This window comes from Salinispora vitiensis (assembly GCF_000378825.1).
Classification (GTDB): domain Bacteria; phylum Actinomycetota; class Actinomycetes; order Mycobacteriales; family Micromonosporaceae; genus Micromonospora; species Micromonospora vitiensis.
Map to the genome: position 1 here is coordinate 4,608,707 of NZ_KB900388.1, position 25,531 is coordinate 4,634,237.

At 70.1% G+C, this 25,531-nt stretch carries 30 protein-coding genes and 1 tRNA gene; 16 read left to right on the plus strand and 15 right to left on the minus strand.

Annotation, left to right across the window (positions count from 1 at the left end):
• Position 1: 1 nt before the first annotated feature.
• Complete coding sequence (locus tag SALPAC2_RS0121875; RefSeq protein ID WP_018218758.1) at positions 2-1,288, minus strand: nicotinate phosphoribosyltransferase; 1,287 nt, start codon at positions 1,286-1,288, stop codon at positions 2-4.
• Positions 1,289-1,455: 167 nt separating this feature from the next.
• Here SALPAC2_RS0121875 and clpS point away from each other — a divergent pair, with 167 nt between their 5' ends.
• The 8 genes from clpS (at position 1,456) to rdgB (ending at position 6,569) form a co-directional block, all read left to right on the plus strand.
• Entirely contained in the window at positions 1,456-1,746 is a 291-nt protein-coding gene (clpS, locus tag SALPAC2_RS0121880) for an ATP-dependent Clp protease adapter ClpS (RefSeq protein ID WP_018218759.1), read from the plus strand.
• Between the two features lie 2 nt (positions 1,747-1,748).
• On the plus strand, positions 1,749-2,243 hold the full coding sequence (locus SALPAC2_RS0121885; RefSeq protein ID WP_188115899.1) for a DUF2017 domain-containing protein: 495 nt from the start codon (positions 1,749-1,751) through the stop codon (positions 2,241-2,243).
• 55 nt (positions 2,244-2,298) lie between these two features.
• On the plus strand, positions 2,299-2,787 hold the full coding sequence (locus SALPAC2_RS0121890; protein ID WP_018218761.1) for a Mov34/MPN/PAD-1 family protein: 489 nt from the start codon (positions 2,299-2,301) through the stop codon (positions 2,785-2,787).
• A 70-nt stretch (positions 2,788-2,857) separates the two neighbouring features.
• Positions 2,858-3,196, plus strand: coding sequence for a MoaD/ThiS family protein (locus SALPAC2_RS0121895; RefSeq protein WP_018218762.1), 339 nt, complete (start codon positions 2,858-2,860; stop codon positions 3,194-3,196).
• Positions 3,197-3,209: 13 nt separating this feature from the next.
• Complete coding sequence (locus SALPAC2_RS0121900) at positions 3,210-4,175, plus strand: PLP-dependent cysteine synthase family protein (protein ID WP_026185010.1); 966 nt, start codon at positions 3,210-3,212, stop codon at positions 4,173-4,175.
• A gap of 168 nt (positions 4,176-4,343) precedes the next feature.
• A complete protein-coding gene (locus tag SALPAC2_RS0121905) occupies positions 4,344-5,090 on the plus strand; it encodes an MBL fold metallo-hydrolase (protein WP_018218764.1) in 747 nt (248 codons plus the stop codon).
• Between the two features lie 89 nt (positions 5,091-5,179).
• On the plus strand, positions 5,180-5,905 hold the full coding sequence (rph, locus tag SALPAC2_RS0121910; protein WP_018218765.1) for a ribonuclease PH: 726 nt from the start codon (positions 5,180-5,182) through the stop codon (positions 5,903-5,905).
• A 49-nt stretch (positions 5,906-5,954) separates the two neighbouring features.
• The gene (rdgB, locus tag SALPAC2_RS0121915) at positions 5,955-6,569 is read left to right on the plus strand and encodes an RdgB/HAM1 family non-canonical purine NTP pyrophosphatase (RefSeq protein WP_018218766.1); all 615 of its coding nucleotides are present in this window, start codon (positions 5,955-5,957) and stop codon (positions 6,567-6,569) included.
• A 61-nt stretch (positions 6,570-6,630) separates the two neighbouring features.
• Here rdgB and hutH read toward each other — a convergent pair whose 3' ends face one another.
• From hutH to SALPAC2_RS0121945, 6 genes are read right to left on the minus strand one after another with little or no spacing between them, the layout of a single operon-like run.
• Positions 6,631-8,169 carry a histidine ammonia-lyase gene (hutH, locus tag SALPAC2_RS0121920; RefSeq protein ID WP_018218767.1) on the minus strand — a complete coding sequence of 513 codons (1,539 nt, stop codon included), beginning with the start codon at positions 8,167-8,169 and terminating at the stop codon, positions 6,631-6,633.
• The gene (gene hutI / locus SALPAC2_RS0121925; RefSeq protein ID WP_018218768.1) at positions 8,157-9,335 is read right to left on the minus strand and encodes an imidazolonepropionase; all 1,179 of its coding nucleotides are present in this window, start codon (positions 9,333-9,335) and stop codon (positions 8,157-8,159) included. The genes hutH and hutI overlap by 13 nt, the downstream gene beginning before the upstream one ends.
• Positions 9,328-10,689 carry a formimidoylglutamate deiminase gene (locus tag SALPAC2_RS0121930; RefSeq protein WP_018218769.1) on the minus strand — a complete coding sequence of 454 codons (1,362 nt, stop codon included), beginning with the start codon at positions 10,687-10,689 and terminating at the stop codon, positions 9,328-9,330. The genes hutI and SALPAC2_RS0121930 overlap by 8 nt, the downstream gene beginning before the upstream one ends.
• Entirely contained in the window at positions 10,686-11,900 is a 1,215-nt protein-coding gene (locus SALPAC2_RS0121935) for an allantoate amidohydrolase (RefSeq protein ID WP_018218770.1), read from the minus strand. Before SALPAC2_RS0121935 ends, SALPAC2_RS0121930 begins: the two co-directional genes overlap by 4 nt.
• 10 nt (positions 11,901-11,910) lie before the next feature.
• On the minus strand, positions 11,911-13,560 hold the full coding sequence (gene hutU, locus SALPAC2_RS0121940) for a urocanate hydratase (RefSeq protein WP_018218771.1): 1,650 nt from the start codon (positions 13,558-13,560) through the stop codon (positions 11,911-11,913).
• An 11-nt stretch (positions 13,561-13,571) separates the two neighbouring features.
• Positions 13,572-14,423, minus strand: coding sequence for a MurR/RpiR family transcriptional regulator (locus SALPAC2_RS0121945; RefSeq protein ID WP_018218772.1), 852 nt, complete (start codon positions 14,421-14,423; stop codon positions 13,572-13,574).
• 86 nt (positions 14,424-14,509) lie between these two features.
• Between SALPAC2_RS0121945 and SALPAC2_RS0121950 the strand changes: the two genes are divergently transcribed.
• The gene (locus SALPAC2_RS0121950; RefSeq protein ID WP_018218773.1) at positions 14,510-15,328 is read left to right on the plus strand and encodes an MOSC domain-containing protein; all 819 of its coding nucleotides are present in this window, start codon (positions 14,510-14,512) and stop codon (positions 15,326-15,328) included.
• An 83-nt stretch (positions 15,329-15,411) separates the two neighbouring features.
• Here SALPAC2_RS0121950 and SALPAC2_RS0121955 read toward each other — a convergent pair whose 3' ends face one another.
• The gene (locus SALPAC2_RS0121955) at positions 15,412-15,954 is read right to left on the minus strand and encodes a GNAT family N-acetyltransferase (RefSeq protein ID WP_033661922.1); all 543 of its coding nucleotides are present in this window, start codon (positions 15,952-15,954) and stop codon (positions 15,412-15,414) included.
• Between the two features lie 73 nt (positions 15,955-16,027).
• Here SALPAC2_RS0121955 and SALPAC2_RS0121960 point away from each other — a divergent pair, with 73 nt between their 5' ends.
• Both SALPAC2_RS0121960 and SALPAC2_RS27625 read left to right on the plus strand, forming a co-directional pair.
• Entirely contained in the window at positions 16,028-16,444 is a 417-nt protein-coding gene (locus tag SALPAC2_RS0121960; RefSeq protein WP_018218775.1) for an ASCH domain-containing protein, read from the plus strand.
• Between the two features lie 114 nt (positions 16,445-16,558).
• Positions 16,559-16,705 carry a hypothetical protein gene (locus SALPAC2_RS27625; RefSeq protein WP_188115898.1) on the plus strand — a complete coding sequence of 49 codons (147 nt, stop codon included), beginning with the start codon at positions 16,559-16,561 and terminating at the stop codon, positions 16,703-16,705.
• A 403-nt stretch (positions 16,706-17,108) separates the two neighbouring features.
• Here the strand turns inward: SALPAC2_RS27625 and SALPAC2_RS0121970 are convergent, their stop codons facing one another.
• From SALPAC2_RS0121970 to SALPAC2_RS28595, 3 genes are read right to left on the minus strand one after another with little or no spacing between them, the layout of a single operon-like run.
• On the minus strand, positions 17,109-18,548 hold the full coding sequence (locus SALPAC2_RS0121970; RefSeq protein ID WP_018218778.1) for a hypothetical protein: 1,440 nt from the start codon (positions 18,546-18,548) through the stop codon (positions 17,109-17,111).
• A complete protein-coding gene (locus tag SALPAC2_RS26555) occupies positions 18,545-19,357 on the minus strand; it encodes an ATP-binding cassette domain-containing protein (protein WP_080636975.1) in 813 nt (270 codons plus the stop codon). The genes SALPAC2_RS0121970 and SALPAC2_RS26555 overlap by 4 nt, the downstream gene beginning before the upstream one ends.
• A 41-nt stretch (positions 19,358-19,398) precedes the next feature.
• On the minus strand, positions 19,399-19,740 hold the full coding sequence (locus SALPAC2_RS28595; RefSeq protein WP_223874110.1) for a LuxR C-terminal-related transcriptional regulator: 342 nt from the start codon (positions 19,738-19,740) through the stop codon (positions 19,399-19,401).
• 397 nt (positions 19,741-20,137) lie between these two features.
• Here SALPAC2_RS28595 and SALPAC2_RS0121980 point away from each other — a divergent pair, with 397 nt between their 5' ends.
• Entirely contained in the window at positions 20,138-20,518 is a 381-nt protein-coding gene (locus tag SALPAC2_RS0121980; protein WP_018218780.1) for a zinc ribbon domain-containing protein, read from the plus strand.
• Between the two features lie 132 nt (positions 20,519-20,650).
• On the opposite strand, the gene SALPAC2_RS0121985 is transcribed toward SALPAC2_RS0121980, so the two are convergent.
• Together SALPAC2_RS0121985 and bcp are read right to left on the minus strand one after the other, a co-directional pair.
• Positions 20,651-20,737: transfer RNA gene (locus SALPAC2_RS0121985), tRNA-Leu, on the minus strand.
• Positions 20,738-20,853: 116 nt separating this feature from the next.
• Positions 20,854-21,330, minus strand: coding sequence for a thioredoxin-dependent thiol peroxidase (gene bcp / locus SALPAC2_RS0121990; RefSeq protein WP_018218781.1), 477 nt, complete (start codon positions 21,328-21,330; stop codon positions 20,854-20,856).
• Positions 21,331-21,554: 224 nt separating this feature from the next.
• On the opposite strand from bcp, the gene SALPAC2_RS0121995 reads away from it, so the two are divergent.
• The 4 genes from SALPAC2_RS0121995 to SALPAC2_RS0122010 are packed head-to-tail and all read left to right on the plus strand — an operon-like array spanning position 21,555 to position 24,222.
• Positions 21,555-22,271 carry an energy-coupling factor ABC transporter permease gene (locus tag SALPAC2_RS0121995; protein WP_018218782.1) on the plus strand — a complete coding sequence of 239 codons (717 nt, stop codon included), beginning with the start codon at positions 21,555-21,557 and terminating at the stop codon, positions 22,269-22,271.
• Positions 22,268-22,666 carry a PDGLE domain-containing protein gene (locus SALPAC2_RS0122000; protein ID WP_018218783.1) on the plus strand — a complete coding sequence of 133 codons (399 nt, stop codon included), beginning with the start codon at positions 22,268-22,270 and terminating at the stop codon, positions 22,664-22,666. The genes SALPAC2_RS0121995 and SALPAC2_RS0122000 overlap by 4 nt, the downstream gene beginning before the upstream one ends.
• Positions 22,667-22,676: 10 nt before the next feature.
• On the plus strand, positions 22,677-23,447 hold the full coding sequence (gene cbiQ / locus SALPAC2_RS0122005) for a cobalt ECF transporter T component CbiQ (protein ID WP_018218784.1): 771 nt from the start codon (positions 22,677-22,679) through the stop codon (positions 23,445-23,447).
• A 1-nt stretch (position 23,448) separates the two neighbouring features.
• Positions 23,449-24,222, plus strand: a complete 774-nt coding sequence (locus tag SALPAC2_RS0122010; protein WP_026185012.1) for an energy-coupling factor ABC transporter ATP-binding protein — start codon at positions 23,449-23,451, stop codon at positions 24,220-24,222.
• Positions 24,223-24,234: 12 nt separating this feature from the next.
• Here the strand turns inward: SALPAC2_RS0122010 and SALPAC2_RS0122015 are convergent, their stop codons facing one another.
• A complete protein-coding gene (locus SALPAC2_RS0122015; RefSeq protein WP_018218786.1) occupies positions 24,235-24,948 on the minus strand; it encodes a DsbA family protein in 714 nt (237 codons plus the stop codon).
• On the minus strand, positions 24,941-25,465 hold the full coding sequence (locus SALPAC2_RS0122020; protein WP_018218787.1) for a MauE/DoxX family redox-associated membrane protein: 525 nt from the start codon (positions 25,463-25,465) through the stop codon (positions 24,941-24,943). Before SALPAC2_RS0122020 ends, SALPAC2_RS0122015 begins: the two co-directional genes overlap by 8 nt.
• Positions 25,466-25,531 lie beyond the last annotated feature (66 nt).

Here is a 25,531-nt window from a genome sequence, read left to right on the forward strand (position 1 = left end):
TTCAGTCGGCCGGTATGACCGTGACCGGAATGGCCGGATCGCCGGCGGAGAGTTTCAACCCTTCCCAGGGGATCGAGATCAGGCACTGCCGCAGGTGCTCCCGCGACTCGTCCAGCGTCGGCTGCGCCGCCACCGCACCCCCCGCCAGGTAGGTGCGTTGCAGCAGCCGGTCGTTGGGCTGCCGCTCCGGTACGCCCTGCGGCACGATCACCTCCTCGGTGGCGGTGCCGGTCGGCTTGTGCCGGCGGACCGCCACCTTGCGGCCGCCGATGGTGGCCTTCCGCTCGGAGCGCTTGACCACCGGGCGCCCCTCGACCTCGACCAGCTTGTACACCAGGCTGGCGGTCGGTGCGCCGGAGCCGGTGACGACGGCGGTACCCGCGCCGTACATGTCCACTGGTTCGGCGGCCAGCGCGGCGATGGCGTACTCATCGAGGTCGCCAGAGACGATGATCTTCGTTTCGGTGGCGCCGAGCGAGTCGAGCAGGTCCCGGGACTGCTGCGCCATGACCGCTAGGTCGCCGGAGTCGATCCGGATCGCCCGCAGGTCCGGTCCGACCACCGCGATCGCGTTGCGGATGCCCTGGCCGATGTCGTACGTGTCGACCAGCAGGGTGGTGTCCTTGCCCAGCGTCGCCACCTGGGAGGCGAACGCCGTCCGCTCGTCCTCGTGCAGCAGGGTGAACGCGTGCGCGGCGGTGCCGGCGGTGGGGATGCCGTAGCGCTCGCCGGCGGCCAGGTTGGAGGTGAACCGGAAGCCGGCCAGGTAGGCCGCGCGGGCCGTCGCCACCGCCGCCTCCTCGTGGGTGCGGCGGGAGCCCATCTCGATCAGGGCGCGTCCGCGGGCGGCGGTGACCATCCGGGTGGCTGCAGCCGCGGTGGCGCAGTCGTGGTTGAGCACCGAAAGCACCAGTGTCTCCAGTACGACGCATTCGGCGAACGTGCCCGAGACGGTGAGGATCGGCGATCCGGGGAAGAAGAGCTCCCCCTCGGCGTAGCCGTCGATGTCGCCGGTGAAGCGGTAGGCGGTGAGCCACTGGGCGGTGGCGTCGTCCACCACCCCGGTTCGCCGCAGGAAATCCACCTCGTCCGCGTCGAAGCGGAAATTCCGGATCAGTTCCACCAGTCGGCCGGTCCCCGCCACCACACCGTAGCGGCGACCGGCCGGTAGCCGCCGGCTGAACACCTCGAACACGCAGCGGCGGTCGGCGGTGCCGTCCCGCAGCGCGGCGCGAACCATGGTCAGCTCGTAGTGGTCGGTCAGCAGCGCGGGGCCCAGGGTGCTCACCCGGCTCAGCCTAGAGTTCCCGCGCGGTCCATGGCCTCCCAGCCCAGGAACATCCGCAGTGCCGGCCGTCACCCTCTCGCGGGGCGGGGCGCCCGCGATGGCGCCGCTCGGTGACCGGTCGGTGTTCCGGTTCCTCGATTCGGCGGATCCGGTGGCACGATGGGGGCATGGCGGCTCCACAGGTTGCACCACTCGAGACGCCGGACACCGACCAGGTGCCGGCGCCCGACCGACCGTGGGTGACGATCGTTTGGGATGACCCGGTCAACCTGATGGCGTACGTGACCTGGGTCTTTCAGAAGTTGTTCGGCTACAGCCGAGGGCGGGCCGAGCAGCTCATGCTGGACGTTCACCACAAGGGCAAGGCGGTCGTCTCCAGCGGCACCCGGGAGCGGATGGAGCACGACGCGTCGCAGCTGCACGCGTACGGGCTGTGGGCGACGGTGGATCGGGCGTGAGCATGTTCCAGCGCTGTAGTGGGCACTACGTGGCCACCTTCGCGGTAGACGAGGTCCGGGTCCTGCGCAAGGTCGCCACCGAGGTGGTCGGCCTGCTCACCGACGCGTTCGACCACGCTGACCCGGTGGTCGTGCGGCTCTTCCCGGAGGTCTACCCGGACGACGCGGCGGACGCCGCCGAGTTTCGTCGATACACCGAGGGCGACCTGAAGACGGCGAAGATCGACCAGGCCGGTGCGATCCTCGCGGCGCTCCCCGATGACGCCGGTGGCGAGGTCCGGCTCGACGGCGAGGCGGCCGAGGCGTGGCTGCGGGCGCTCAACGACGCCCGGCTGGCGATGGGCGTCCGGTTGGAGATCCGGGACGGCACCGATCTCGGCGCGGAGCTCGATGACGCGGTCGCCACCGACCCGGGCTCCAGCCGGATGTTCCAACTGTCGGTCTACGCGTACCTGGGCTATTTGCAGGAGTCCCTGCTCAGCGCATTGGTCGACTGATTCGTGACCGCTGCCACCTCGCCGGCCGGCACCGGCAGACGCTACGCTGGTCGGCGTGCTGAGCATCGACCGGGCGATCGTGGATGCGATCGTCGCCCATGCCCGCCGGGACCACCCGGACGAGGCGTGTGGCGTGGTCGCCGGTCCCGCCGGTAGCGACCTTGCCACTCGGCACATCCCGATGGAGAACGCCGCCCGTTCCATGACGTTCTACGAGTTCGACTCGATGGAGCAGCTGCGGGTGTGGCGGGAGATGGACGACCGGGACGAGGCGCCCGTCGTCATCTACCACTCGCACACCGCGACCGAGGCGTACCCATCGCGCACCGACGTCTCCTTCGCCGGTGAGCCCGACGCGCACTACCTGCTCGTCTCTACCCGTGAGCCCGACTCCGAGGAGATCCGCTCCTTCCGGATCGTGGCTGGCGTGGTGACTGAGGAGAAGGTCTGCATCCTGGACGCCGGGGTGGACCCGCACGCCGTGCAGTCCTACATGTTCGGGCAGAGCCCGGCGACGGTCGACTACGAGTGTTCTGGCCGCTGACTCCAGCGCGGTAACACCCCACCAAGTCCCGTCACCATTTCGGCATTTCCCGATCGAGGAGCACCGCATCATGGCCATCGAAGTTCGTATCCCCACCATCCTGCGCAGCCACACCGGCGGTGCGAAGATCGTCGAGGGGGCCGGCGACACGCTGGGCGACCTCTTCACCGACCTGGACAGCCGGCACGACGGGCTGAAGGGCCGCCTGGTGACCGACACCGGCGCGCTGCACCGGTTCGTGAACGTCTACATCAACGACGAGGATGTCCGCTTCCTGGGTGCGCTGGAGGCCAAGCTCAACGACGGCGACAGCGTGACCATCCTGCCGGCCGTCGCGGGTGGGGCCCTCGGCTTCGCCGCGGTGGCCGGTCCCCGTGGCCTGCGCGCCGAGCCGCCAGCCGGCCGCTGAGGGCGCGGCCCCCGTGGCGCGCTACGACAGTCTGCTGGACGCCGGTGGCGGAACGCCCCTGGTCGGGCTGCCCCGGCTCGCGCCGGCGGTGCCGGCCGGGGCGCCGCCGGTGCGGCTCTGGGCGAAGCTGGAGGACCGCAACCCGACCGGCAGCGTCAAGGATCGGACCGCGCTGTTCATGGTCCGCGCGGCCGAGGAGGCGGGCCGGCTCCGGCCGGGTGCCACGATCTTCGAGCCCACCAGCGGGAACACCGGTATCGCACTGGCCATGGTGGCGAAGCTGCGCGGGTACCGGCTGGTGTGTGTGATGCCGGAGAACGTCTCCACCGAACGGGTGCAGCTGCTGCGGATGTACGGGGCGGAGATCATCTTCTCGCCGGCGGCGGGTGGCTCGAACCAGGCCGTCGCCACCGCCAAGCAGATCGCTGCCGAGCACCCCGACTGGGTCTTGCTCTACCAGTACGGAAACGAGGCCAACGCGAGGGCGCACTACCTGACCACCGGCCCGGAGCTGCTCCAGGACCTGCCCACGATCACCCATTTCGTGGCCGGGCTCGGCACCACGGGCACGCTGATGGGCACCGGCCGCTACCTGCGCGAAAAGGTGCCGGGGGTCCAGGTCGTGGCCGCCGAGCCGCGCTACGGCGAGCTGGTGTACGGGTTGCGCAATATCGACGAGGGGTACGTACCGGAGCTGTACGACGCCTCGGTGCTCACCCGGCGCTTCTCGGTCGGTACCCGGGATGCCGTGCTGCGGACCCGCCAGCTGGTCGAGGTGGAGGGGCTCTTCGCCGGCCTCTCCACCGGTGCGATCCTGCACGCGGCGCTGGCGGCGGCGCACGAGGCGGTTCGGGAGGGGCACCGCGCCGACGTGGCCTTCGTGGTCGCCGACGCCGGCTGGAAGTACCTCTCGACCGGAGCGTACGACGGCACTCTGGCCGAGGCGGAGGAGGCGCTGGAGGGGCAGCTCTGGGCCTGACCCACCAATTGGGACGGTGTCACGTTCGTGACACCTTTCCGGGGATGATTCATGCGTTCGGGGAGCCGAGCGTAGGCTGCGCAGCGTGGCGTACACGGCGGTTGGGACAATGCTCCGTGGAGAGGCAACCGGCCCGGACACTACAGAATGTGACAGCGAGACGACTCAATGCGACTGACGGTGTTGGGTTGCGCCGGGAGTTTCCCCGGCCCGGACTCCCCCTGCTCGGCCTACCTGGTCGAGGCCGCGGGCTTCCGGCTCCTGGTCGACTTCGGCTCCGGGTCGCTGTCGACCCTCCAGCGTTACGTGGGGCTCCACGCCCCCGACGCGGTTCTCCTCACCCACCTGCACGGTGACCACTTCCTCGACGCCGCGCTCTACGTGGTGGTTCGCCGGTACGCCCCGGACGGCCCCTACCCGCCGCTGCCGGTCTACGGCCCGGCCGGCACCCCGGAGCGGCTCGCCGCCCTCGCCGGAGCGCCGGACGACACCGTCGAGGATGTGTACCAGTTCTCCGCCCTGACCCCGGGGACCTTCCCGATCGGCCCGCTGACCGTCACCGTCGACCGGGTCAACCATCCGATCGAGACGTACGGGGTTCGGCTGGAACACAACGGTCGGGTGCTCTGCTACTCCGCCGACACCGCCCCCTGCGAGGCGCTGCTGCAGCTGGCCCAGGGTGCCGACGTGTTCCTCTGCGAGGCGAGCTACCTCGACGGGGTGGACAACCCGCCGGATCTGCACCTGACCGGCGGGGAGGCCGGCGAGGTCGCCACCAAGGCCGGCGTCGGGCGGCTGCTGCTGACCCACCTCGTGGCGGCCTGGGGCAGCGAGGCGCAGACCGTCACCTCCGCCGCCACCGCCTACGCCGGCCCGCTCGAGGTGGTCCGGCCGGGCGCGCGCTACGAGGTCTGACCGGCGCGGACCGGCCCGCGGCTCGGCGGGCCGAGCCGACCGGGGACACCCCGGGGCGGGCCGCCCTCGCCACCACATAGGGTGCAGACATGGCGCGACCTGACGGGCGGCTGCCCGACCACCTCCGACCGGTGACCCTGACCCGCGGCTGGAGCACCCACCCCGAGGGCTCGGTGCTGGTGGAGTTCGGCGCCACCCGGGTGCTCTGCACCGCGAGCGTCACCGAGGGGGTGCCCCGCTGGCGCAAGGGCTCCGGGCTCGGCTGGGTCACCGCCGAGTACGCCATGCTGCCCCGCGCCACCAACACCCGCTCCGACCGGGAGAGTGTCAAGGGGCGGGTCGGTGGGCGTACCCACGAGATTTCCCGGCTGATCGGCCGCAGCCTGCGCGCGTCGATCGACCTGAAGGCGCTGGGCGAGAACTCCATCGTGCTCGACTGCGACGTGCTCCAGGCCGACGGCGGCACCCGTACCGCCGCGATCACCGGCGCGTACGTGGCGCTGCACGACGCGGTGACCTGGCTCGCCACCCGCCGCTCCCTCGCCGGCCGGCCGGAGACGGTGATGCACCGCTCGGTGGCGGCGGTGAGCGTCGGCGTCGTCGCCGGTGAGCCGCGACTGGACCTCAACTACGCCGAGGACGCGACCGCCGAGGTCGACCTGAACGTGGTCTGTACCGGCGCCGGTGACTTCGTTGAGGTGCAGGGCACCGGTGAGGCCGGCGTCTTCAGCCGGGGACAGCTCGACGCCCTGCTCGACCTGGCCGTCGCCGGCTGTGTGGAGTTGGCCGAAGCCCAGCGGAAGGCGCTCTCGTGAAGGCGGCTCCGCTGCTGGCTCCCGTGGTCGTGAACGAAGGTGACACCGCATGAACAAGGTCCTGCTCGCCACCCGGAACCGGAAGAAGCTCATCGAGCTGCAACGCATCCTCGACGGGGCCCTGGGCGCGCACCGGATCGCCCTGGTTGGCCTGGACGACGTCGAGGCCTACCCGGAGCTGCCGGAGACCGGCCTGACCTTCGGTGAGAACGCGCTGATCAAGGCCCGGGAGGGCTGCCGGCGCACCGGGTTGCCCACCATCGCCGACGACTCCGGCCTGGCGGTGGAGGCGCTCAACGGCATGCCCGGTGTCTTCAGTGCCCGCTGGGCCGGCCAGCACGGTGATGACCACGCCAACCTGCAGCTGGTGCTGAACCAGATCGCCGACGTGCCGGACGAGTATCGGGGCGCGTCCTTCGTCTGCACGGTGGCCCTGGCGCTGCCGGGCGGCAAGGAGCACCTGGTGGACGGTCGGCAGCCCGGTCGCCTGCTGCGGGAGCCGCACGGCGACGGTGGCTTCGGCTACGACCCGATCTTTCGCGGCGACGGGCAGGATCGGACGAACGCCGAGCTGACGCCGGCGGAGAAGGACGCGATCAGCCACCGCGGCAAGGCGCTGCGCGAACTGGCGAAGCTGGTCGCCAAGGTGTTGCCGCCGGCCTGACCGGCCGTACTCGGGCAGCGGCTACCGAACTCGGCAGCCGCTGCCCGGCTGCGCAGGAGGGTCAGGCCAGCTTCCCGACCTCACGTTCGATGGCCGCCCGAAGCTCGGGGCCGGCGATCACCGTACGGGCGGCCTCCAGCACCGGGGCGAGGAAGATATCCGGGCCGGGCTCACCGGCGGCCCCGGCCAACGCGGCGATGGCGGCCCGTCCGGCCGGCGACGGCTGTAGCGGCGCCCGGAGCTGGAGCCCGCGGACCGCGGCGAGAAGCTCGACCGCGAGCAGACTGGTCAGGTTGTCCAGGACGGTCCGCAGCTTCTTGGTCGCCGCCCAGCCCATCGACACGTGGTCTTCCTGCATACCGCTGGTGGGCAGGGAGTCCACCGAGGCGGGGGCGGCGAGTCGGCGGTTCTCCGCGACGATGCCGGCCGCCGTGTACTGGGCGATCATCAGCCCGGAGTTGACTCCGGCGTCGGGGGAGAGGAACGCCGGCAGGTCCCGGGAGCGGGTCACGTCGAGCAGCCGGTCCACCCGCCGCTCGGCGATCGCGCCGACCTCGGCGGCGGCGACGGCGAGGAAGTCCGCGGCGAAACCGAGCGGCGCGCCGTGGAAGTTCCCGGTGGACTCGACCCGGCCGTCCGGCAGGACCACCGGGTTGTCCACCACCGAGACCAGTTCCCGGCCCGCCACCTGTCGGGCGAAGTCCAGGGTGTCCCGTGCCGCGCCGGCGACCTGCGGCGCGCACCGCATCGAGTACGCGTCCTGCACCGCGTGCACCACGTCGTCGCGGTGCGACGCCATTACCGCCGAGTCCTGGAGCAGGCGGTGGATGTTCGCCGCCGAGGTGGCCTGCCCCGGGTGCGGCCGGATGGTGTGCAGCTCGGGCTGGAACGGCCGGTCGGTGCCGAGCATCGCCTCGATGGCCAGGGCGGCCGTCACGTCGGCCAGGGTGAACAGGTGCGCGGCGTCGTCGTTGGCCATCAGCAGCATGCCGAGCATGCCGTCGGTGCCGTTGATCAGCGCCAGCCCTTCCTTGGCGGCCAGCTCGATCGGCGTGATACCGGCCCGGCGCAGCGCATCGGCGGCCGGGATCCGGTCACCGGTCGCGCCCAGCACCCAGCCCTCGCCGAGTAGCGCCAGCGCGCAGTGCGCCAGCGGCGCCAGGTCCCCGGAGGCCCCCAGCGAACCGTGCTCGGGCACCCACGGGGTGACATCGTGGTTGAGCAGGTCAACCAGGGCGGTGGCGACCAGCGGCCGGACCCCGGAGCGGCCGAACGCGAGGGAACGGACGCGCAGCAGCATCATCGCCCGCACCACCTCGCGGGGCATGGGGGTCCCCACCCCGGCGGCGTGCGAACGGATCAGCGCGTGCTGTAGCTCGGCCCGCCGCTGCGGGGCGACGAAGGTGTTGGCGAGCGCCCCGAAGCCGGTGCTCACGCCGTACACCGGCTGGCCGGCGGCCTCGATCCCGTCCACGACGGACCGGCTGTTGGCCATCGCGTCGATCGCCGTCGGGTCGAGGACGACCTTGGCGTTGCCGCGGGCGACGGCGAGTACGTCGGCGGGGGTGACCCCGGTTGGCTGAATGACTACGGTCGACATTGCGGTACTCCGTTGTGCAGGACCTGGCGGATCAGTGGAACCCCCGGCCGGTAGGCCAGGTGCAGGTGGGACGGGGCGTCGAGGATCATCAGGTCGGCCCGGGCGCCCGGCGCCAGCCGACCCACGTCGGTTCGGCGCAGCGCCGCGGCGCCGCCGGCGGTCGCCGCCCAGACCGCCTCGGAGGGGCTCATCCGCATTTCCCGGACGGCCAGCGCGATGCAGAACGGCACCGACGAGGTGTACGACGACCCGGGGTTGCAGTCGGTGGCCAGCGCCACGGTCACGCCCGCGTCGAGTAGCCGCCGGGCGTCCGGGTAGGGCGAGCGGGTGGAGAACTCCGCCCCCGGCAACAGGGTGGCCACGGTCGTTCCGTCGGCCCCGACGAGCGCGTCAACGTCGGCGTCGGTGAGGTGGGTGCAGTGGTCGACGCTGGCCACCCCCAGCTCCACCCCGAGCTGGACCCCCGGGCCCGGACCAAGCTGGTTGGCGTGTAGCCGGGTGCCCAGCCCGGCGGCCCGGCCACGGGTCAGGATCGCGCGGGTGTGGTCGGCGTCGAAGGCGCCCCGCTCGCAGAAGACATCCACCCAGCGGGCGTACGGCGCGGCGGCGGCGAGCATCGGGCCGCAGACCAGGTCGACGTAGTCGTCGGGCCGGTCGGCGTACTCGGCGGGGACGAGGTGCGCCCCGAGGAAGGTGGTCTCCGAGCTCACCTCGGCGGCGATCCGCAGCGAGCGAGCCTCGTCGGCGACGGTGAGGCCGTACCCGCTCTTGATCTCGATGGTGGTGGTGCCCTGCCGCAGCGCCTCCGCGTGCAGCCGGCGGGCGTTTGCGCGTAGCTCGTCGTCGGTGGCGGCCCGGGTCGCGCCGACCGTGGTGCGGATGCCGCCGCCGGTGTACGGCTCGCCGGCCATCCGGGCGGCGAACTCGACCGCCCGGTCCCCGGCGAAGACCAGGTGGGCGTGGCTGTCCACGAAGCCGGGCAGCACGGCCGCCGAGTCGGCGTCGATACGTTGGTCGGCGGCGGGCGCCTCCCCGCTCGGCCCGACCCAGGCCACCACGCCGTCCTCGACGAGCAGGGCGGCGTCGCGGCGGATGCCCAGCGGCCCCTCTCCGGCGGCCGTGTTGGTGACCAGCTCTCCGATGTTGTCCAGCAGCAGGCTACCCATGCGCTCCGGTCACCTCCCCGATCGACGTGGCCAGCTCGGTGGGGACGTCGACGCTGCGGTGCCGTCCGTCCTGCACCACCACCTCGCCATCCACCACCACCTGGTGCACATCCCCCGCGGTGGCGGCGAAGAACGCACCGGCCGCCGGTACCCCCGCGGTCCGCGGGCTGTCCAGCCGGACGGTGACCAGGTCGGCCCGGTCGCCCACGGCCAGCCGGCCGGCATCGCCCCAGCCGAGGGCGGCGTGCCCGGCGGAGGTGGCCGCGGTGACCAGCTCGCCGACGGTGAAGTGGCCGCGCTGCCGGGTGCGAAGCCGCTCGTCCAGCTCCACCGCGCGCGCCTCCTCGAAGAGGTCCACCACCGCGTGGCTGTCGCTGCCGAGACTCAGCGGGCTGCCGGCGTTGGCCAGCCGGCGGGCCGGTCCGATCCCGTCGGCGAGGTCCCGCTCGGTGGTGGGGCAGAGGCAGACCCCGGTGCGGCTCTCCCCGAGCAGGGCCACGTCCGAGCTGGTGGGGTGGGTGGCGTGCACGGCGGTGGTGTGCTGGTCGAGTACTCCCCGGTCGGCCAGCAGCCGGGTGGGGGTGCAGCCGTGCGCGGCCCGGCAGGCATCGTTCTCGGCCGGCTGCTCGGAGAGGTGCAGGTGCAGCGGGACGCCCCGCTCCCGTGCCGCGTCGGCCACCGTCGCCAGCTGGTCGGCGGGCACGGCGCGCACCGAGTGGATCGCCGCGCCCACCCGTACGTGGGCGTCGGTGGGGTCGAACGCCGCCGCCCGCTTCGCCCAGCGCAGGGCGTCACCGTCGCCGAAGCGTCGCTGCGGCCCGGCCAGCGGCTCACCGGCCACGCTGGCGGTCAGGTAGCAGGCGTCCAGCAGGGTCAGCCGGATCCCGGCGTGCGCCGCCGCCTCGACCAGGGCGGCGCCCATCGCGTTCGGGTCGGCGTACGGGGTGCCGTCCGGGCCGTGGTGCAGGTAGTGGAACTCGCCGACGCAGGTGATTCCGGCCAGCGCCATCTCCGCGTACCCGGCCCGGGCGAGCGCGAGGTAGCTCTCCGGGTCCAGCCGGGCGGCCACCTCGTACATCCGGTCCCGCCAGGTCCAGAAGTCGCCGCGACCGCCGTGGGTGCGGCCGCGCAACGCGCGGTGAAAGGCGTGCGAGTGCGCGTTGGCCAGCCCCGGCAGGGTCAGCCCGGGCAGGCGGACCGCGTCGGCGAGGACCTCGACCCCGGTTGTCGGCCGGCCCTCGGTGGTCAGCGGGGTAACCCCGGTGATCCGGCCGGCGGCGGTCTCGATCAGCACGTCCGGGGTCGGCTCGGGCTGCTCGGGTAGCCACGCGTACTCGGCCAGCCAGCGGGTCATGTCAGCTCCTCCAGCGCGGCGGCGAGGGCTTGCACCCCGGCCGCGCAGTCGTCGTCGTTCGCCGACTCCGCGGGGGAGTGCGACACCCCGGTGGGGTTGCGGACGAAGAGCATCGCGGTGGGCAGGTGTCCGGCCAGCACACCGGCGTCGTGCCCGGCCCCGGTCGGCAGCACCGGCGCGTCCAGCAGCCGGGCGAGCCGGTCGGCCAACCCGCCGTCGAACGCGACGAGGGGCGTGGCCGACTCCTCGGTCAACCGCAGCCCGGTGCCGTCGCGCCGGGCCCGCTCGGCGGCCCGGTCGTGGACCGCCTCGACCAGCCCGGCGAGGGTCTCCGGCTCGGCCGCGCGGGCGTCCAGCCAGCCGGTGACCGCAGACGGGATGGCGTTCGTGGCGTTCGGCTCCACCCGTACCCGGCCGACCGTGGCATGGGCGCCGAGCCGCCGGGCCTCCTTGTTCGCGGCGAGCACCGTGAACGCGTACGTGAGCATCGGGTCGCGGCGGTCCATCATCCGGGTCGTACCCGCGTGGTTTCCCTCGCCGGTGAAGTCGAAACGCCACCGGCCGTGCGGCCAGATCGCGCTGGCGACGGCGACCGGCGCGTCCTGCTCGACCAGGGCCCGGCCCTGCTCGACGTGGAGCTCGACGAAGGCGGCGAAGCGGCCGAGCAGCTCCGGCCGGGCGCCGGCCGGCAGGCCGCCCAGCGCCTCGGCGAAGCTCACCCCGGACGGGTCGCGCAGCTCGGCCGCCTGCTCGACCGGCAGCGCCCCGGTGAGCAGCCGAGACCCCAGACACGGTACGCCGAACCGGGCGCCCTCCTCCTCCACGAAGGCGGCGACCGCGATCGGCCGGGTGGGGGTGGTGCCGGCGGCACGGAGCTCGTCCACGGCGAGGAAGGAGCTGACGATGCCGAGCGGCCCGTCGTACGCCCCGCCGTGCGGTACCGAGTCGAAGTGGCTGCCGGTGAGCACCGCGTTCCCCGCCTCCGGGGCGCCCCACCAGGCGAACAGGTTCCCGTTGCCGTCCTCGGTCACCGGCATGTCGCGCTGGTCGGCCTGGGCCCGGAACCACTCCCGCAGCCGCAGCTCCGGGTCGGTCAGCGCGTACCGCAGGTACCCGCCGCTACGGTCGTCCCGGCCGATCGGCGCGATCTCGTCCCAGAGCCGCCGGAACCTGCGCGGAAGGGAGCCCTCCACCACCGGATGCGTCAACACGAAGCTCTCCTTACGCCGTCGCCATCGGGATCTGCAGGCCGGTCTGCTCGGCGACCTGCCGGGCGTCGTCGTAACCGGCGTCAACGTGCCGTACGACGCCCATCGCCGGATCGTTGGTGAGGACTCGTTCGATCTTCTGCCCGGCGAGGGCGCTGCCGTCGGCGACGCAGACCTGGCCGGCGTGGATGGAGCGGCCGATCCCGACCCCGCCACCGTGGTGGAGGGAGACCCAGGAGGCCCCGCTGGCGGTGTTTACCAGGGCGTTGAGCAGCGGCCAGTCGGCGATCGCGTCGGAGCCGTCGGCCATCGCCTCGGTCTCCCGGTACGGGCTGGCGACGCTACCGCAGTCCAGATGGTCCCGGCCGATGACCACCGGCGCGGAGAGCTCTCCGGCCGCGACCATCTCGTTGAACCGTACCCCGGCCCGGTCCCGTTCGCCGTAGCCGAGCCAGCAGATCCGGGCCGGCAGCCCCTGGAACGCCACCCGGTCGCCGGCCATCCGGATCCAGCGGGCCAGCTGCTCGTTCTCTGGGAAGAGTTCGAGGATGGCCCGGTCGGTGGCGGCGATGTCGGCCGGGTCGCCGGAGAGCGCCGCCCACCGGAACGGGCCCTTGCCCTCACAGAACAGCGGCCGGATGTAGGCGGGCACGAAACCCGGGAAGTCGAAGGCGCGCGAGTAGCCACCGAGCTGCGCCTCGCCGCGGATCGAGTTGCCGTAGTCGAAGACCTCGGCGCCCGCGTCGAGGAAGCCCACCATCGCCTCGACGTGGCGGGCCATCGACGCGCGGGCCCGGTCGGTGAACTCGGTCGGCTTGGCCGCCGCGTAGTCGCGGGCGTCGGCCAGCTCAACCCCCTCCGGCAGGTACGACAGCGGGTCGTGCGCGCTGGTCTGGTCGGTGACCACGTCCACCGGGACGCCGCGGCGCAGCAGCTCGGGGAAGATGGTGGCCGCGTTGCCGACCACGCCGATGCTGCGCGCCCGCCGTTCGTCGCGGGCGGCGGTCGCCCGCTGCACCGCGTCGTCGAGCGAGTCGGCGACCTCGTCCAGGTAGCGTTCGCGTACCCGGCGTTCGAGGCGGGAGCGGTCGACGTCCACGATCAGGCAGGCGCCGTCGTTCATGGTCACGGCGAGCGGTTGTGCCCCGCCCATCCCGCCGCAGCCGGCGGTCAGCGTCAGCGTGCCGGCCAGCGACCCGCCGAACCGCTTCGCGGCGACGGCGGCGAACGTCTCGTAGGTGCCCTGGAGGATGCCCTGGGTGCCGATGTAGATCCACGACCCGGCGGTCATCTGCCCGTACATGGTCAGGCCGAGCTGCTCCAGCCGGCGGAACTCCGGCCAGGTGGCCCAGTCGCCGACCAGGTTGGAGTTGGCCAGCAGCACCCGCGGCGCCCACTCGTGGGTCCGCATCACCGCGACCGGCCGGCCGGACTGCACCAGCATCGTCTCGTCGTCGCGCAGGTCGGTGAGGGTGTTCAACAGCGCGCGGTACGACGGCCAGTCCCGCGCGGCCTTCCCGGTGCCGCCGTAGACGACCAGGTCTTCGGGGCGTTCGGCCACCTCCGGGTCGAGGTTGTTCATCAGCATCCGCCGTGCGGCTTCCTGGGGCCAGCTTCGGGCGGTGAGGGTGGTACCGCGCGCGGCGCGGATCGGCTGGGTCATAGGGGAACCTCCTAACCGAGGAACAACTGACGGCGGGCGGCGGAGGCTTCGAAGGCCTCCAGCCGCCGTTGGGTTTGTACGGGTGCGGCGTCGCAGATCGCCTGGAGTAGCACCATGGCGAGGGTCATCGGTGCGGTGTGTAGGTCGAACACGAGCTGTGCGCCGACGGCGGCGGGGAGCACCACGTCGGCGTGTTCGCGGGCCGGGCTGACCGGCGAGTCGGTGATGGCGACGACGGTCAGGCCCGCCGTCCGGGCCTCCCGCAGGGCGTCGAGGGCTTCCCGGGGATAGCGGGGCAGGACTAGGGCGAGCAGGGCGGTCGCGCCGGCCTCGGCGGCCTGTTCGATCCGGTCGGTGAGCAGGCTGCCACCGTCGTCGAGGACCCGTACGTCCGGGAGCACCTTGGCCGCGAAGTAGGCGAAGTAGGCGGCCAGCGGCGCGGCGGCGCGGAGGCCGAGCACCGGCAGCGGGTGGCTGGCGGCGAGGAGCCGTCCGGCGGCGGCGATCCGGTCCCGGTCGGCGAACTGGTCGGCGAGCCGGTCCAGGTTCTCGATCTCGGCGCGGACCGCCTGCTGGAGTTCGTTGTCCGAGTTCGGTCGTTCGCCGCGGGGTGTCGCGGTCAGCTCCCGCAGGTGGCGGCGCAGGGCGGGGTAGCCGTCGTGGCCGAGGGTCATCGCGAAGCGGGTGACCGAGGGTTGACTCACCCCGGCTAATTCGGCGACCTCCGCTGCCGACAGGTACGCCACCGCTGGGCCCTGCTGGACGAGGCAGTGCGCGATCCGTCGCTGGGTCGGGGTGAGCCGAACCCCTCGGAACAGGTCCAGCACCCGGTCACCCGGGGGGACGACGGATCCTTCATTCATGTTTCGACCTTATGCATAGAAACTTTCATCGGCAACCGGGCCGCTGCGGCCGGTGCCGGGCGGGGTGCTGGTGGCAGGGTGAGCCGATGCGGCTGAGTGCTATTCACACCTACCCCGTCAAAGGGTGTCGGCGGCGGGACCACGACGCCGCCCCGGTGCTGCCTTGGGGCCTGGCCGGCGACCGGCGCTGGATGCTCGTCGACGCGGCGGGCATCGGCATCACCCAACGCGAGGTCAGCAGCCTCGTCGCGCTGCGCGCGGTGGCCCGAGCCGGGGGTCTCACCCTGCGCGCCGCCGGCCACCCCGACCTGGAGGTCGCGGAGCCGGTGGACGGTGCCCCGATCGCCGTGCGTACCTTCCGCAGCCGCAAGCTGGACGTGTGGGCGCACGCCGCCGGCGCGGCCGCCGAGACCTGGGTCAGCCGGTTCCTCGGCCGTCCGGCCCGCCTGGTGTGGTTGGCCCGGCCGGCCCGCCACATCCCCGCCGCTGACCGCGAGCATGACCCAGGTGACCAGGTCAGCTTTGCCGACGAGGCCCCGATCCTGCTGGCCAGCACCGCCTCGCTCGGCGCGCTCAACGGGTGGCTGGCTGAGGCCGGCGAGCCGCCGATGTCGATGACCCGTTTCCGCCCGAACCTCGTGGTCACCGGAGCGCCGGCCTGGGCGGAGGACGACTGGGTCGCCCGCCCGGTGCGCATCGGTGGTGTCACCTTCCGCGCCGCCGGCCCGGCTGGTCGCTGCGTGGTCACCACCACCGACCAGGAGACCGGGGTCCGGGGGAAGGAGCCGCTGGTCACCCTCGGCCGCTACCGCAACGTGCGGCAGAAGCTCCTATTCGGGCTGCACCTGGTGCCCGTCGAGGCCGGTCGGGTCGCCGTCGGGGACGAGGTCGTGCCCGCCCACTGACCGCAGCGGGTCGGGCCCGGATCGCTGATCACCCGGACCGCCGCCGATCGCCCGAGCCGCAGCTCACCCTGGGGCTACGCTCATCACCCAGACCGGTCCGCGCTCAGGTCGAGCCACATGTGGAGCTCGTCCCGATCATCGCCCGTTGCCACCCGCAGCGCACCCGGCAACCGCCCCACCTCGCGGTAGCCGAGGTGCCGGTAGAAGCGGTCCAGCCCCAATCCGTCCCGGACGGTGATCTGGAGCGCGGCGAGCCCCCACCGGCGGCCGATCCGCTCCGCCGCGCGCATCAGCTCCAGGCCGTAGCCCTCGCCCTGACAGCCGGGGTGGACCATGACCCGGGTCAGGACCCGATAGTGGGTCTTCAGGTGAAACCGGTTGTCGGTGAAGATCGCCATCGCGGCGAGCCGGTCGCCGGCGTAGCCGAGGAGCAGCCGGTCCGGGCCGTCGGCGATCGCCGCGAGGGTCGGGTCGGCGATGGTCCGCACGTCGGCGGCGGTGACCGGCGCGACGAAGCCGACGGCCCCACCGGCGTTGGTGACGTCAACCCAGAGCGCGATGATCTCCGCGCGGAGCTCGGGCGTCAGGTCGGGGTCGAGCACGAACCGCAGGGCCACGCTGCTCATCCTGACCGGCCGAGCAGACCGCCGCCCGAGAAAGTGAGGAGCCCGACACGTCGCACCTCGGTAGGGTCCCCGCATGATCGCAGACCTGCCACCGTTCGAGTTCGCCTTCCCCGGTCCGTTACGGGACCGGCTGGTCGCCCTGGTGCTTGCGGGGGACAAGACCACCACGACCGGCCTGCGCCAGGACTACGAGATCGAAGGGGAAGCGCTACCGGTGGCGGGTACCCGGGCGGCGGTGATCGATTCTGCTGGTCGCCGGGTGGCCGTGATCGAGCTGACCGAGGTGCGGGTCAGTCGGCTCGGCGACGTGGACCTGGACCACGCCCGGGACGAGGGGGAGGGGGACGACTCGGTCGCCGCCTGGCGAGCGGGGCACGAGAAGTACTGGCACGGGGCGGACTACCGCGGGTGGATCGGCGATCCGGACTTCACCGTGGACGACGACACGCTCGCCGTGCTGGAGCGGTTTCGGCTGGTGGAGACCCTCTGAGCCTCGATCCACCGACGCGGTTCCTCCTTTAACTGGGACTGCATAGATTTTTCGTGTTTGGCCTGAGTGGTCCTTCCTGGACAGGCATCGATGCTGTCGAGGAAGGACCACGTCATGGCAGACAAGAAGAACCCGGTTCAGTTTTCGGAGCCGTCGGCAGCGGAGCGGGAGTTCGCCCAGCAACTGGTCGAGCGGGCCAAGACCGACGGAGTCTCCAAAGGGAGGGCGCAGGAAGAGGGCTCACCCGATGTGATGGCGTGAGCGACTATCGCGATCAGCACCGCAGGGGCGCCGCCAACAGCCGCGCCCACACCACCGACATGCGCCGAGCGACACACGCAACGACAGGCACTCCACGGTTCAGTGCGCACCTTCGCCGACGTGCGCGTCGAGCAAAGCCCTCCGGCGTTCCATGTGCTTAGTACTGATCCGCCACACCAGGACCAGGAACGCAAACGCTGCAACCCAGATCACGGCTAGAGGTATCCAATTATTCAGTCCCATTGAGACCATTACACTATCTTGGGGCGTAGTTCTGGATTCGAAGAACACGCTCCCGAATAATCCTTCTTTGCGTACATTCTCCTCCTTGGTCGAGAACATTATGGTCAAGATCGTTACTGTTGCCACACTAGACGTCAATATCAGAGCACCCATTGCGCAATTAACTACCGCCATTGCTTGCTTCATAACGGGCCTTCCTTCGAAGTGATTGAATACCTGTGACGCCGTAAGCGACGACCATCCCGTGCGCACCAACCAAGATTGCTATCGTTGCCGCTGTAGGCAGCCTAAGAACGCCCACCATAACGCTGAATATTCCGACTACCGCAAAAAGTGCACCTAGACCGACCAATACGGTGAACGGGTTGTCCTTTTCCGGGGGGAAGATGATCCCGATGAGCGTGGCGCTGAGTACGGAGCTGACGCATGCCAGCAGAGCCCAGCCAATGGTTGCCAGTGGGATCTGCGCGATCTGGGATCCGAGTATTACCGGCAAGGCGAGCAGGAAAAGCACGAGCAGCTGTGAAGACACGATCAGAAGATACTCTTCCCAGGCCGTAGTTCTCGGCCCGGCAAGGCGCCTCAGCGGCGCCACGCCGACATAAGCATAAATGCTTTGCACGAGGAGAATAAGCAGCGCGAAAGGTGCTTGCGCTGGTGAATCCGACGTAACCAGGGAAAGGAAGAACAAGGATGTTATTATCGCGGCGAGCCAAAGCTCCCACCGCCGTGCCACTGCGGCAACAAAGGCAACGACACGGTAGCGCGCGAAGCCGACGAGTGGGAATTTGACAAACTGTCGGATGATCGGGGGCACCCTCGGCGCCGACCAGAGGGCCAGCGTAACGAGCACAGCTGCACACGCGAGGAAAAGTGCCATCATGGCCAACGGCCCAAACTTGTCCAGGACGGTAATGTAGGTCGCAGTCGGATAGAACGCTTCGCGCTCGCTCAGGTAGTCATCCGACATCTGCGATATGATCGCCGTAGTTTGAGAGTTGTAGAAGAAAACAGCTACTGCAAAGATGGCACTGGCAATCAGCTGTGACAGTCGCACCATCCGCAACATCTCCGCCAAGCGAAAAATTGCGTTGTATGTCAGTGCGAGAAATGGATAAAGCGTCAGAGCCGGAAAGACGACGCCACCCAGGACCAGCATAAGAGCCGGGAACCCATGCTGAATAATCACGGCAAGCGATACAGGTATGAACAACACGAGTGCCACAGCAGACGCGAAGGTCATCTCATAAAGCAGCATCGCCGCTGAGCGTTCGTGATTAGTGATGGGTAACTGAAAAGTCAGACGGAGGAACTCGTGTGACTTCATGAAAAGGATCTTCACGAATATGAACGCAACGATCGTCCAGAATGCCACTGACACCGACGCGAACTGAAATATTAGCTGAACGATCGCAATGTCGGCGAGCAGGTCTTGAAGGTAGAGCGTCGCAATTGCGGTGAGCCCGAGTATGCTGAGCAACGCAAACGCTCCGATGGCGAAGCGTGCGAAGCGAGACCTCAAGATGCCGACCGAGAGAACCCTCCTCCAGAAGAATCGGGCAAGTAGCTTTGTGACCACCAGGGTCTGTCTGATTCTCATGCCGGCTCCCTGATCGGGAGCTTTTGGTCGACGAATGAATACAGAGTGCGGTGCTCAGCAAGGATCTCGGCAGTGGCAAAACTTCCTAGAATCTCGCCGGATGACATTAATATGATCCGATCGGCGGAGCGCTCCAACAGCGAGAAGTCATGACTGCACAGCAGAATCGTGAGGCCATCAGCTCGCATCTGTCGAATATGCCGCTCGCTAATCCGCAGTCCATCGAAATCAATGCCATTTAGAGTTTCGTCAATTGCCGTGAATGGCCTGCGGAGCATGAAGGCCGCAATGAGCTGCACCTTTTTCCGCATGCCGTGGGAGTAATCCTCGATAAGGTCGTACTCCCGATGGGGCATAGAAAATCGATCGAAGAGTTCTTCGATTTCAGTGACGGACAACGGGAGGTCGTACAGCTGATGTAGGTGGGCTAGATATTCACTTCCAGTTAGAAATTCGGGAAGGTAGTCCTCGCTTGGAAGCAGCAGCCCATGTTGCTTGGCGGCAGCGAGACGATGACCGACACCGGCAAGCTCAATTGTCCCTGAACTAGTCTTTACAAGATCAAAAATAGTCTTTATCAGGGTCGATTTTCCCGAGCCGTTGGCACCAACTAGGCCTACAATCTCGGCAGGCCTTAGTGCGAGCGAGACGTTTCGGAGTGCTGGGACTCCACGCCGATAGGAGAACGAGACGTCCTCAACCCGCAAAGGATCAACGGTTTCCACTGTGTAACCCTGCCTAATCTTCCTCGGTTCCGATAATGCCTGATCTGGGTGTACCCGAAAGGGCTTCACGAAGAGGATGTACACTTCCTAGCTCCCCAAAAGCCGGGCTTTTGGCTAGCCAGAGATCAGCCCCGTAGTGGATGGCGTCCGATCCGATAAGGCCTGTTTCGGATGTCGCTCACGACCTCCAGGTTGTATAACCTCGAACGATTCGACAGCAAGGATCGATTTGATTCACGGTCAACCAACGAAGAAGCTGTTCCGGTCTGCGATGTGCTCACGCGCAATTCTTGGGCGTGCGCCCGACTGTGCATTGTCACGCCAGCCAAAGTTCGCCAAGGGTCTGACCAAGATGCGCACGGATCGTACGCGTCGGTGATGCCCAAGACGCTGGCAAGCTGTTCATTGGTGAGCCCTGCGGCCAGCCATAGGAAGACTTCTCGTTCGCGCTTCGTAAGGCGACTCACTCGCTGAACGGTAGGACGCCACTCCAGGTTTCAACGTCCGGGCCGTCCGCTCCGGCCTCGGCCGGTCCAATGCATCGGGACGGTGGTTGGTCCGTCTCCTACCGGTTGAGCCCGGGAGAGACCCAAGCCTCGCGCCCTGCAGAGCGCCACGGAGGATCTCGCCTGGACAATGGCATGACCGCCATTAGCCCATGGTGAAGGTTGCTTCCACCTTATTGTCTTCGTTCGGTTGCTTCACATCGTTTTGGCTCGCGGCTTGGTCTTTTCGCACCCCCATCACGTCGCGTCCGTTCCACCGTTTGCCGCACGGATCTCGCGTGGCGGCAGCAGCCTTCCAGCTCGCCCGCGAACGCCGTTACGGTATCGGCCATTCTGCGATGATTCAACCCTGCAAACCTTGGGGCCCGACTACGACCTGACCGGGCTGATCACCTGCTCGACCGGCGGGCTGAAGTACATCGGCACCTTCGCACAAGGCCGCAGCCGCACCTACCGCTACTACACCTGCTCCTCCCACATCCGCCACGGCAGCCACGGCTGCGACGTGCCCCGCCTGCCCGCCGAAGCGATCTACCAGGCAGTCCTCGCCGCATTGCTCGACCTTTACAGCGACACCAACCTCAGCGCCGGCGCCATCCGCGCCGAGCGACCGAACCGCGCCGGCCAGCTGAGTCACACAGAGCAGAACTCGCCGCCGAGCCAGAAGGCGATCGGCCAGCTACGGCGCGACCTTGCCCACGTCTTCCGACCCGGGGCCCCGGCCAGCGCAAGGCGCTGATCGAGGCCAACATCGCTGAGATCCACTTCGAGGGCAACCGACTCATTCCGGTCTTCAAGATCCCGGAAGAAGCAACAGAGCCGGTCGACATCTCGACCGGCTCGTCTGCTGTGGTTCGGGCAACGGAACCTGTGGTGCGGGAGGGGGGACTCGAACCCCCACGTCCTCTCGGACACAGGCTCCTAAGACCTGCGCGGCTGCCAATTACGCCACTCCCGCTTGCCGGGAAGAGTCTAGAGCCTTCCCCTGCGGGCCCGCGCCCCGCCCGGGTGGTCATTCCGGCGCGTCGCCGGATAGCCAGCCCGGGACGTGGGGGCGCGGCCCGGCGGGCGTCGTCAGTCCAGGCCGAGATCGCGACGGAGCTTGGCGACGTGGCCGGTCGCCCGGACGTTGTAGAACGCCCGTTCGATGCGTCCGTCGGCGTCGATGACGAACGTCGAGCGGATGACTCCGGTGACCGTCCTGCCGTACGACTGCTTCTCGCCGTACGCCCCGTACGCGGCCAGCACCGCGCGGTCGGTGTCGGCGACGAGCGGGAACGTGATGGCGTCCCGCTCGCGGAACTTGGCCAGCTTCTCCGGCTTGTCCGGGGAGATGCCGACGACCTCGTAGCCGGCGGCCTGGAGCGAGGCGAGGGAATCGCGGAAGTCGCAGGCCTGTTTGGTGCAGCCGGGGGTCATCGCGGCCGGGTAGGCGTAGAGCAACACCTTGCGACCGCGGAGGTCGGCCAGCGCGAGCTGGTCGCCGCTGTCGGTGGGGAGGGTGAAGTCGGGGGCGGTGTCGCCGGGGGAGAGGCGGGCAGGCGCGGTCATGGCTGCGACCATACCGCCGGGTCAGCTCCCGGTCCGCTTCGGTGGCGTGGCGCCCGGGCGGTGGCGCTCGTTCGGTGGCGCCCGGCCGGCACGCCTCGTTGCCCTGGCCGCGCGGTGACGTGACCGACGTCATCTCTTGTTGCCAAGGATTGGCAATAGCTCAGATCTCCTAATAGCCTGGTGCGGTGGCGTGGACAGGCCCGCCGGACACGTGGGGAGGTCGCGTGGAGCACCTGGCGATGCACATCTCCAACGGGATCATCAATGGTCCCGTCGCCGCGATCTTCGCGGTGATCGCACTGGCGGCGATGGCGCTCTGCGTCCAACGCGGCCGGCAACACCTGGACGACCGGCTGGCACCGATGGCCGGCCTGGTCGCCGCCTTCATCTTCGCCGTGCAGATGATTAACTTCCCGATCTTCACCGCCGGGGTCAGCGGCCACCTGCTCGGTGGTGCGCTCGCCGCGCTGCTGGTGGGGCCGTGGGTCGGCGCGCTCTGCGTGGCCGTTGTGCTGACCGTGCAGGCGCTGGTCTTCGGCGACGGCGGCGTGGCGATGCTCGGTCTCAACATCACCAACCTGGCGATTATCGGCACCGCCGCCGCGTACCTGCTGATCGTCGCGCTGCTGCGGGTCCTGCCACGCACACCGGCCGGGCTCGCCGTCACGGCGTTCGTCTCGGCGCTGGTCAGCGTCGTGGCGGCGGCGCTGGGCTTCGTCCTCCAGTACAAACTCGGTGGCGCCGTCGACCTCGGTGCCAACATCACCGGCCTGGCCGGCACGATCGCCGGCACCCACCTGCTGATCGGCGTCGGCGAGGGCCTGATCACCGCGATGACGGTGCTGACCGTCGCGAAGACCCGACCCGATCTGGTGTACGCGCTGCGCGCCCGCCGACCGGTCGCGTCGTCCCCCGTCCCGGCTGTTGGAGGTGCCCGGTGAGGAAACGGACCTGGGGCTTCATCGTCAGCGGGCTGTTGGTCTCCCTGCTGCTGGCCGGGGTGGTGAGCAGCTTCGCGTCGGCCGACCCGGACGGGCTGGAGTCCGCGCTGCGGGAGGGCTGCGCCGTCGACGCGGCGGGCGCTGTCACCGGCGGTGACTGTCCCGCGCAGCGGGAAGCGGAGCACGAGATCGGCGGTCCGCTGGCCGACTACGGCGTCACCGGCATCGCCGACGACGCCCTCGCCACCGGGCTCTCCGGCGTCGTCGGCGTACTGCTGACCTTCGCCCTGGCCGGCGGCGGGTTCTGGCTGGTCCGGCGCCGCGCCGGGCAGCAATCGGACGGGGACGGGGACGGGGACGCGGCGCAGCCGAGCTCCGCCGCCGGAGTGGGCTGAGGAGCGGGCCGTGGGCGCCGGGCACACCGAGCTGCTCTACCACCGCTCCGACTCGCCGGTGCACCGGCTGCCCCCCGAGGTGAAGATCGCGGCGATGGTGGCCTTCACCCTCGCCGTGGTCGCCACCCCCCGGGAGGCGCTCTGGGCCTTCGGCGGCTACGCCGTGCTGGTGGTGGCGGTCGCGGCGGTGGCCCGGGTCCGGCCCGGCTGGCTGCTACGCCGTTCGCTGATCGAGCTGCCGTTCGTACTGTTCGCGTTCGCCCTGCCGTTCCTCGGCGCGGGCGAGCGGACCGAATTCCTCGGCCTGTCGGTCTCCGTGGACGGGCTGTACGGGGCGTGGAACATCCTCGCCAAGGGCACCCTGGGCGTCCTGGCGTCGCTGCTGCTGGCCGCGACCACCACCACCCGGGATCTGATCATCGGGTTGGACCGGCTGCGCTGCCCGCAGCTGCTCACCCAGATCGCCGCCTTCATGCTGCGCTACCTGGAAGTGCTGGTCGGCGAGGCCCGGCGGATGCGGGTGGCCCGGCTGTCCCGGGGAGACGATCCGCGCTTCATGTGGCAGCTGCGGGGCTTCGCGACCGGGGTCGGGGCGCTGTTCCTGCGCGCCTACGAGCGGGGGGAGCGGGTGTACCTGGCGATGCTGTCCCGCGGCTACACCGGGCGGATGCCGCAGGTGTGGCAGGGCGCGCAGGCGGCGACCGTCGGGCAGTGGCTGGCCGCCTCGACCGTCCCCGCCGTGGCGGCCGGCGTCGCCGCCACCGCCCTGGTCCTGTCCTGACATGATCGGAGGCGTGCAGCCGATGACGCCCCCCAGCCTCGACGTGCGCGACGTGCGCTACGCCTACCCGGACGGGCACGAGGCGTTGCGCGGTGTGGAGCTGACCGTGCCCCGCGGCGACCGGGTGGCACTGCTCGGGCCGAACGGCGCCGGGAAGACCACCCTGGTGCTGCACCTCAACGGCATCCTCACCCCCACCGCGGGGAGTGTGACCGTCGGCGGGCTCACCGTCCGCCCGGACCGGTCGACCCTGGCCGAGGTACGACGGCGGGTGGGCATCGTCTTCCAAGACCCGGACGACCAGCTCTTCCTGCCCACCGTCGCCGAGGACGTGGCGTTCGGCCCGGCCAACCTGGGGTTGCGCGGCGCCGAGCTGACGACCCGGGTGGACGAGGCGCTCGCCGCGGTCGGGATGGGCGAGCACCGGGACCGCGCCCCGCACCACCTGTCGTTCGGGCAGCGCCGCCGGGTCGCGGTGGCGACGGTGCTCGCCATGCACCCGGAGATCCTGGTGCTGGACGAGCCGTCGTCCAACCTCGACCCGGCCGCCCGGCGCGAACTGGCCGAGATCCTGCGGGCTCTGCCGGTGACCCTGCTGATGGTCACCCACGACCTGCCGTACGCGTTGGAGCTCTGCGAACGCTCGGTCATCCTGGACGCCGGTCGGCTCGTCGCCGACGGCCCCACCGGGGAGCTCCTGGCAGACGAGGCGCTGCTCGCCCGGCACCGCCTCGAACTGCCCTATGGATTTACGCCCCGTCCGACGCCCCGCTGACCGGCGGGCGGATCAGCTGGCGGCCTCCACCGCGGCCCGGATGTTCTCCGGCGTCCATTCGCCGACCGGCTCGCCGTTGACCAGGACCGTCGGCGTACTAGAGACGTCCGCCCGGCCGGATTCCTCGGTCACGTGTTTGGTCCAGGACAGATAGGTGCCGTCCTTGACGCAGGAGCCGAAGCTGTCCCGGTCCAGTCCGACCTCGACGCCGAGGTCGATCAGTTCGTCGTTGCTGAACTGGGCGCCGTTCTCGGCCGGCTGCTGCACGAAGAGCGCCTCGCTGAACTCGCGGAACTTCCCGTCGGCCGAGGCGCAGCCCGCGGCGGCGGAGGAGCGGGTCGAGTACTGGGTGGTGGAGAGATGGTCCAGGATCGCCACCGGGTGGAAGACCACCTGCGCCTTGCCCTCGTCCGCGAGCTGGTCAACGGTCTCGCCGCTGATCTCCTGGAACCGCTTGCAGGCCGGGCAGAGGTAGTCCTCGTACAGGTCGATGGTGACCGGGCCGGAGCCGTACGCGATGCCGGTGCCGGCCTCGTTGGCGCCCGGCGGCGGGGTGAACTCGCCGGCCCGCTGTTCGGAGTAGACGGCCCAGCCGACGAAGCCGGCGATCACCAGCACGAAGACGGCGGTCACCGACACCCACAGCGTCCGCTTGCGCCGCCGCTCCTGGGCCAGCTGCTCCCGGACCACCCGGGCGGCCTCCTTGCGGCCCTTGCGACTACTCATCCTTGTCCTCCACTGCACGTTCGCCCAGCAACCAGCCATCCACTGAGAACGGGGTGCGGGGCCAGATCAACAGGAACCCGGCCAACGCCAGGAATCCCAGGTCCCGGAGGATCTCCGGGAGGTAGCTCGGGGCCTGCCCCGGGGCCAGCTCGCCGCCGACGCCGAAACAGCCGCAGTCGATGTTCAACCCGCGGGTCCAGGCCGAGACGATGCCGGCGATGAAGACCAGCAGCAGCGCCACGGACACCCCGGCGGTCAGCCGGGTCGCCAACCCGAGCAGCACGAGTACGCCGAGGGCCAGCTCGAGGAAGGGCAGCGCGGCGCCGATCACGGTCGCCACGTCGTACGGGAAGATCTGGTACGCGTTCACCGCCCGGCCGGAGGCGGCGAGGTCCCCGACCTTGGCGGCGCCGGCCAGGATCCAGACCGCGGCCAGGCCGAGCCGGGCGGCGAGGCCGATCCAGGGGCGGACGGTAGGCCAGCGGGCAACACGGCTGCTCGATGTGGTCACGTTCATGTGGTCGCTCCTCGCCGCCGGCAAGTTCCCGCCCTCAGCCGATCAGCCACGTCAGGCCGACGGCGG

Coding starts and splice junctions, on each gene's coding strand:
- SALPAC2_RS0121950 (WP_018218773.1), top strand. CDS start 14,510: ATGCGGCTGAGTGCTATTCACACCTACCCCGTCAAAGGGTGTCGGCGG.
- SALPAC2_RS0122010 (WP_026185012.1), top strand. CDS start 23,449: ATGATCGGAGGCGTGCAGCCGATGACGCCCCCCAGCCTCGACGTGCGC.
- clpS (WP_018218759.1), top strand. CDS start 1,456: ATGGCGGCTCCACAGGTTGCACCACTCGAGACGCCGGACACCGACCAG.
- rdgB (WP_018218766.1), top strand. CDS start 5,955: ATGAACAAGGTCCTGCTCGCCACCCGGAACCGGAAGAAGCTCATCGAG.
- SALPAC2_RS0121895 (WP_018218762.1), top strand. CDS start 2,858: ATGGCCATCGAAGTTCGTATCCCCACCATCCTGCGCAGCCACACCGGC.
- hutU (WP_018218771.1), bottom strand. CDS start 13,560: ATGACCCAGCCGATCCGCGCCGCGCGCGGTACCACCCTCACCGCCCGA.
- hutH (WP_018218767.1), bottom strand. CDS start 8,169: ATGTCGACCGTAGTCATTCAGCCAACCGGGGTCACCCCCGCCGACGTA.
- SALPAC2_RS0121905 (WP_018218764.1), top strand. CDS start 4,344: ATGCGACTGACGGTGTTGGGTTGCGCCGGGAGTTTCCCCGGCCCGGAC.
- SALPAC2_RS0121970 (WP_018218778.1), bottom strand. CDS start 18,548: ATGAGAATCAGACAGACCCTGGTGGTCACAAAGCTACTTGCCCGATTC.
- SALPAC2_RS0122015 (WP_018218786.1), bottom strand. CDS start 24,948: ATGAGTAGTCGCAAGGGCCGCAAGGAGGCCGCCCGGGTGGTCCGGGAG.
- rph (WP_018218765.1), top strand. CDS start 5,180: ATGGCGCGACCTGACGGGCGGCTGCCCGACCACCTCCGACCGGTGACC.
- hutI (WP_018218768.1), bottom strand. CDS start 9,335: ATGGGTAGCCTGCTGCTGGACAACATCGGAGAGCTGGTCACCAACACG.
- SALPAC2_RS0122020 (WP_018218787.1), bottom strand. CDS start 25,465: ATGAACGTGACCACATCGAGCAGCCGTGTTGCCCGCTGGCCTACCGTC.
- SALPAC2_RS27625 (WP_188115898.1), top strand. CDS start 16,559: ATGGCAGACAAGAAGAACCCGGTTCAGTTTTCGGAGCCGTCGGCAGCG.
- SALPAC2_RS0121945 (WP_018218772.1), bottom strand. CDS start 14,423: ATGAATGAAGGATCCGTCGTCCCCCCGGGTGACCGGGTGCTGGACCTG.
- SALPAC2_RS0121955 (WP_033661922.1), bottom strand. CDS start 15,954: ATGAGCAGCGTGGCCCTGCGGTTCGTGCTCGACCCCGACCTGACGCCC.
- SALPAC2_RS0121960 (WP_018218775.1), top strand. CDS start 16,028: ATGATCGCAGACCTGCCACCGTTCGAGTTCGCCTTCCCCGGTCCGTTA.
- SALPAC2_RS0121885 (WP_188115899.1), top strand. CDS start 1,749: ATGTTCCAGCGCTGTAGTGGGCACTACGTGGCCACCTTCGCGGTAGAC.
- bcp (WP_018218781.1), bottom strand. CDS start 21,330: ATGACCGCGCCTGCCCGCCTCTCCCCCGGCGACACCGCCCCCGACTTC.
- SALPAC2_RS0121930 (WP_018218769.1), bottom strand. CDS start 10,689: ATGACCCGCTGGCTGGCCGAGTACGCGTGGCTACCCGAGCAGCCCGAG.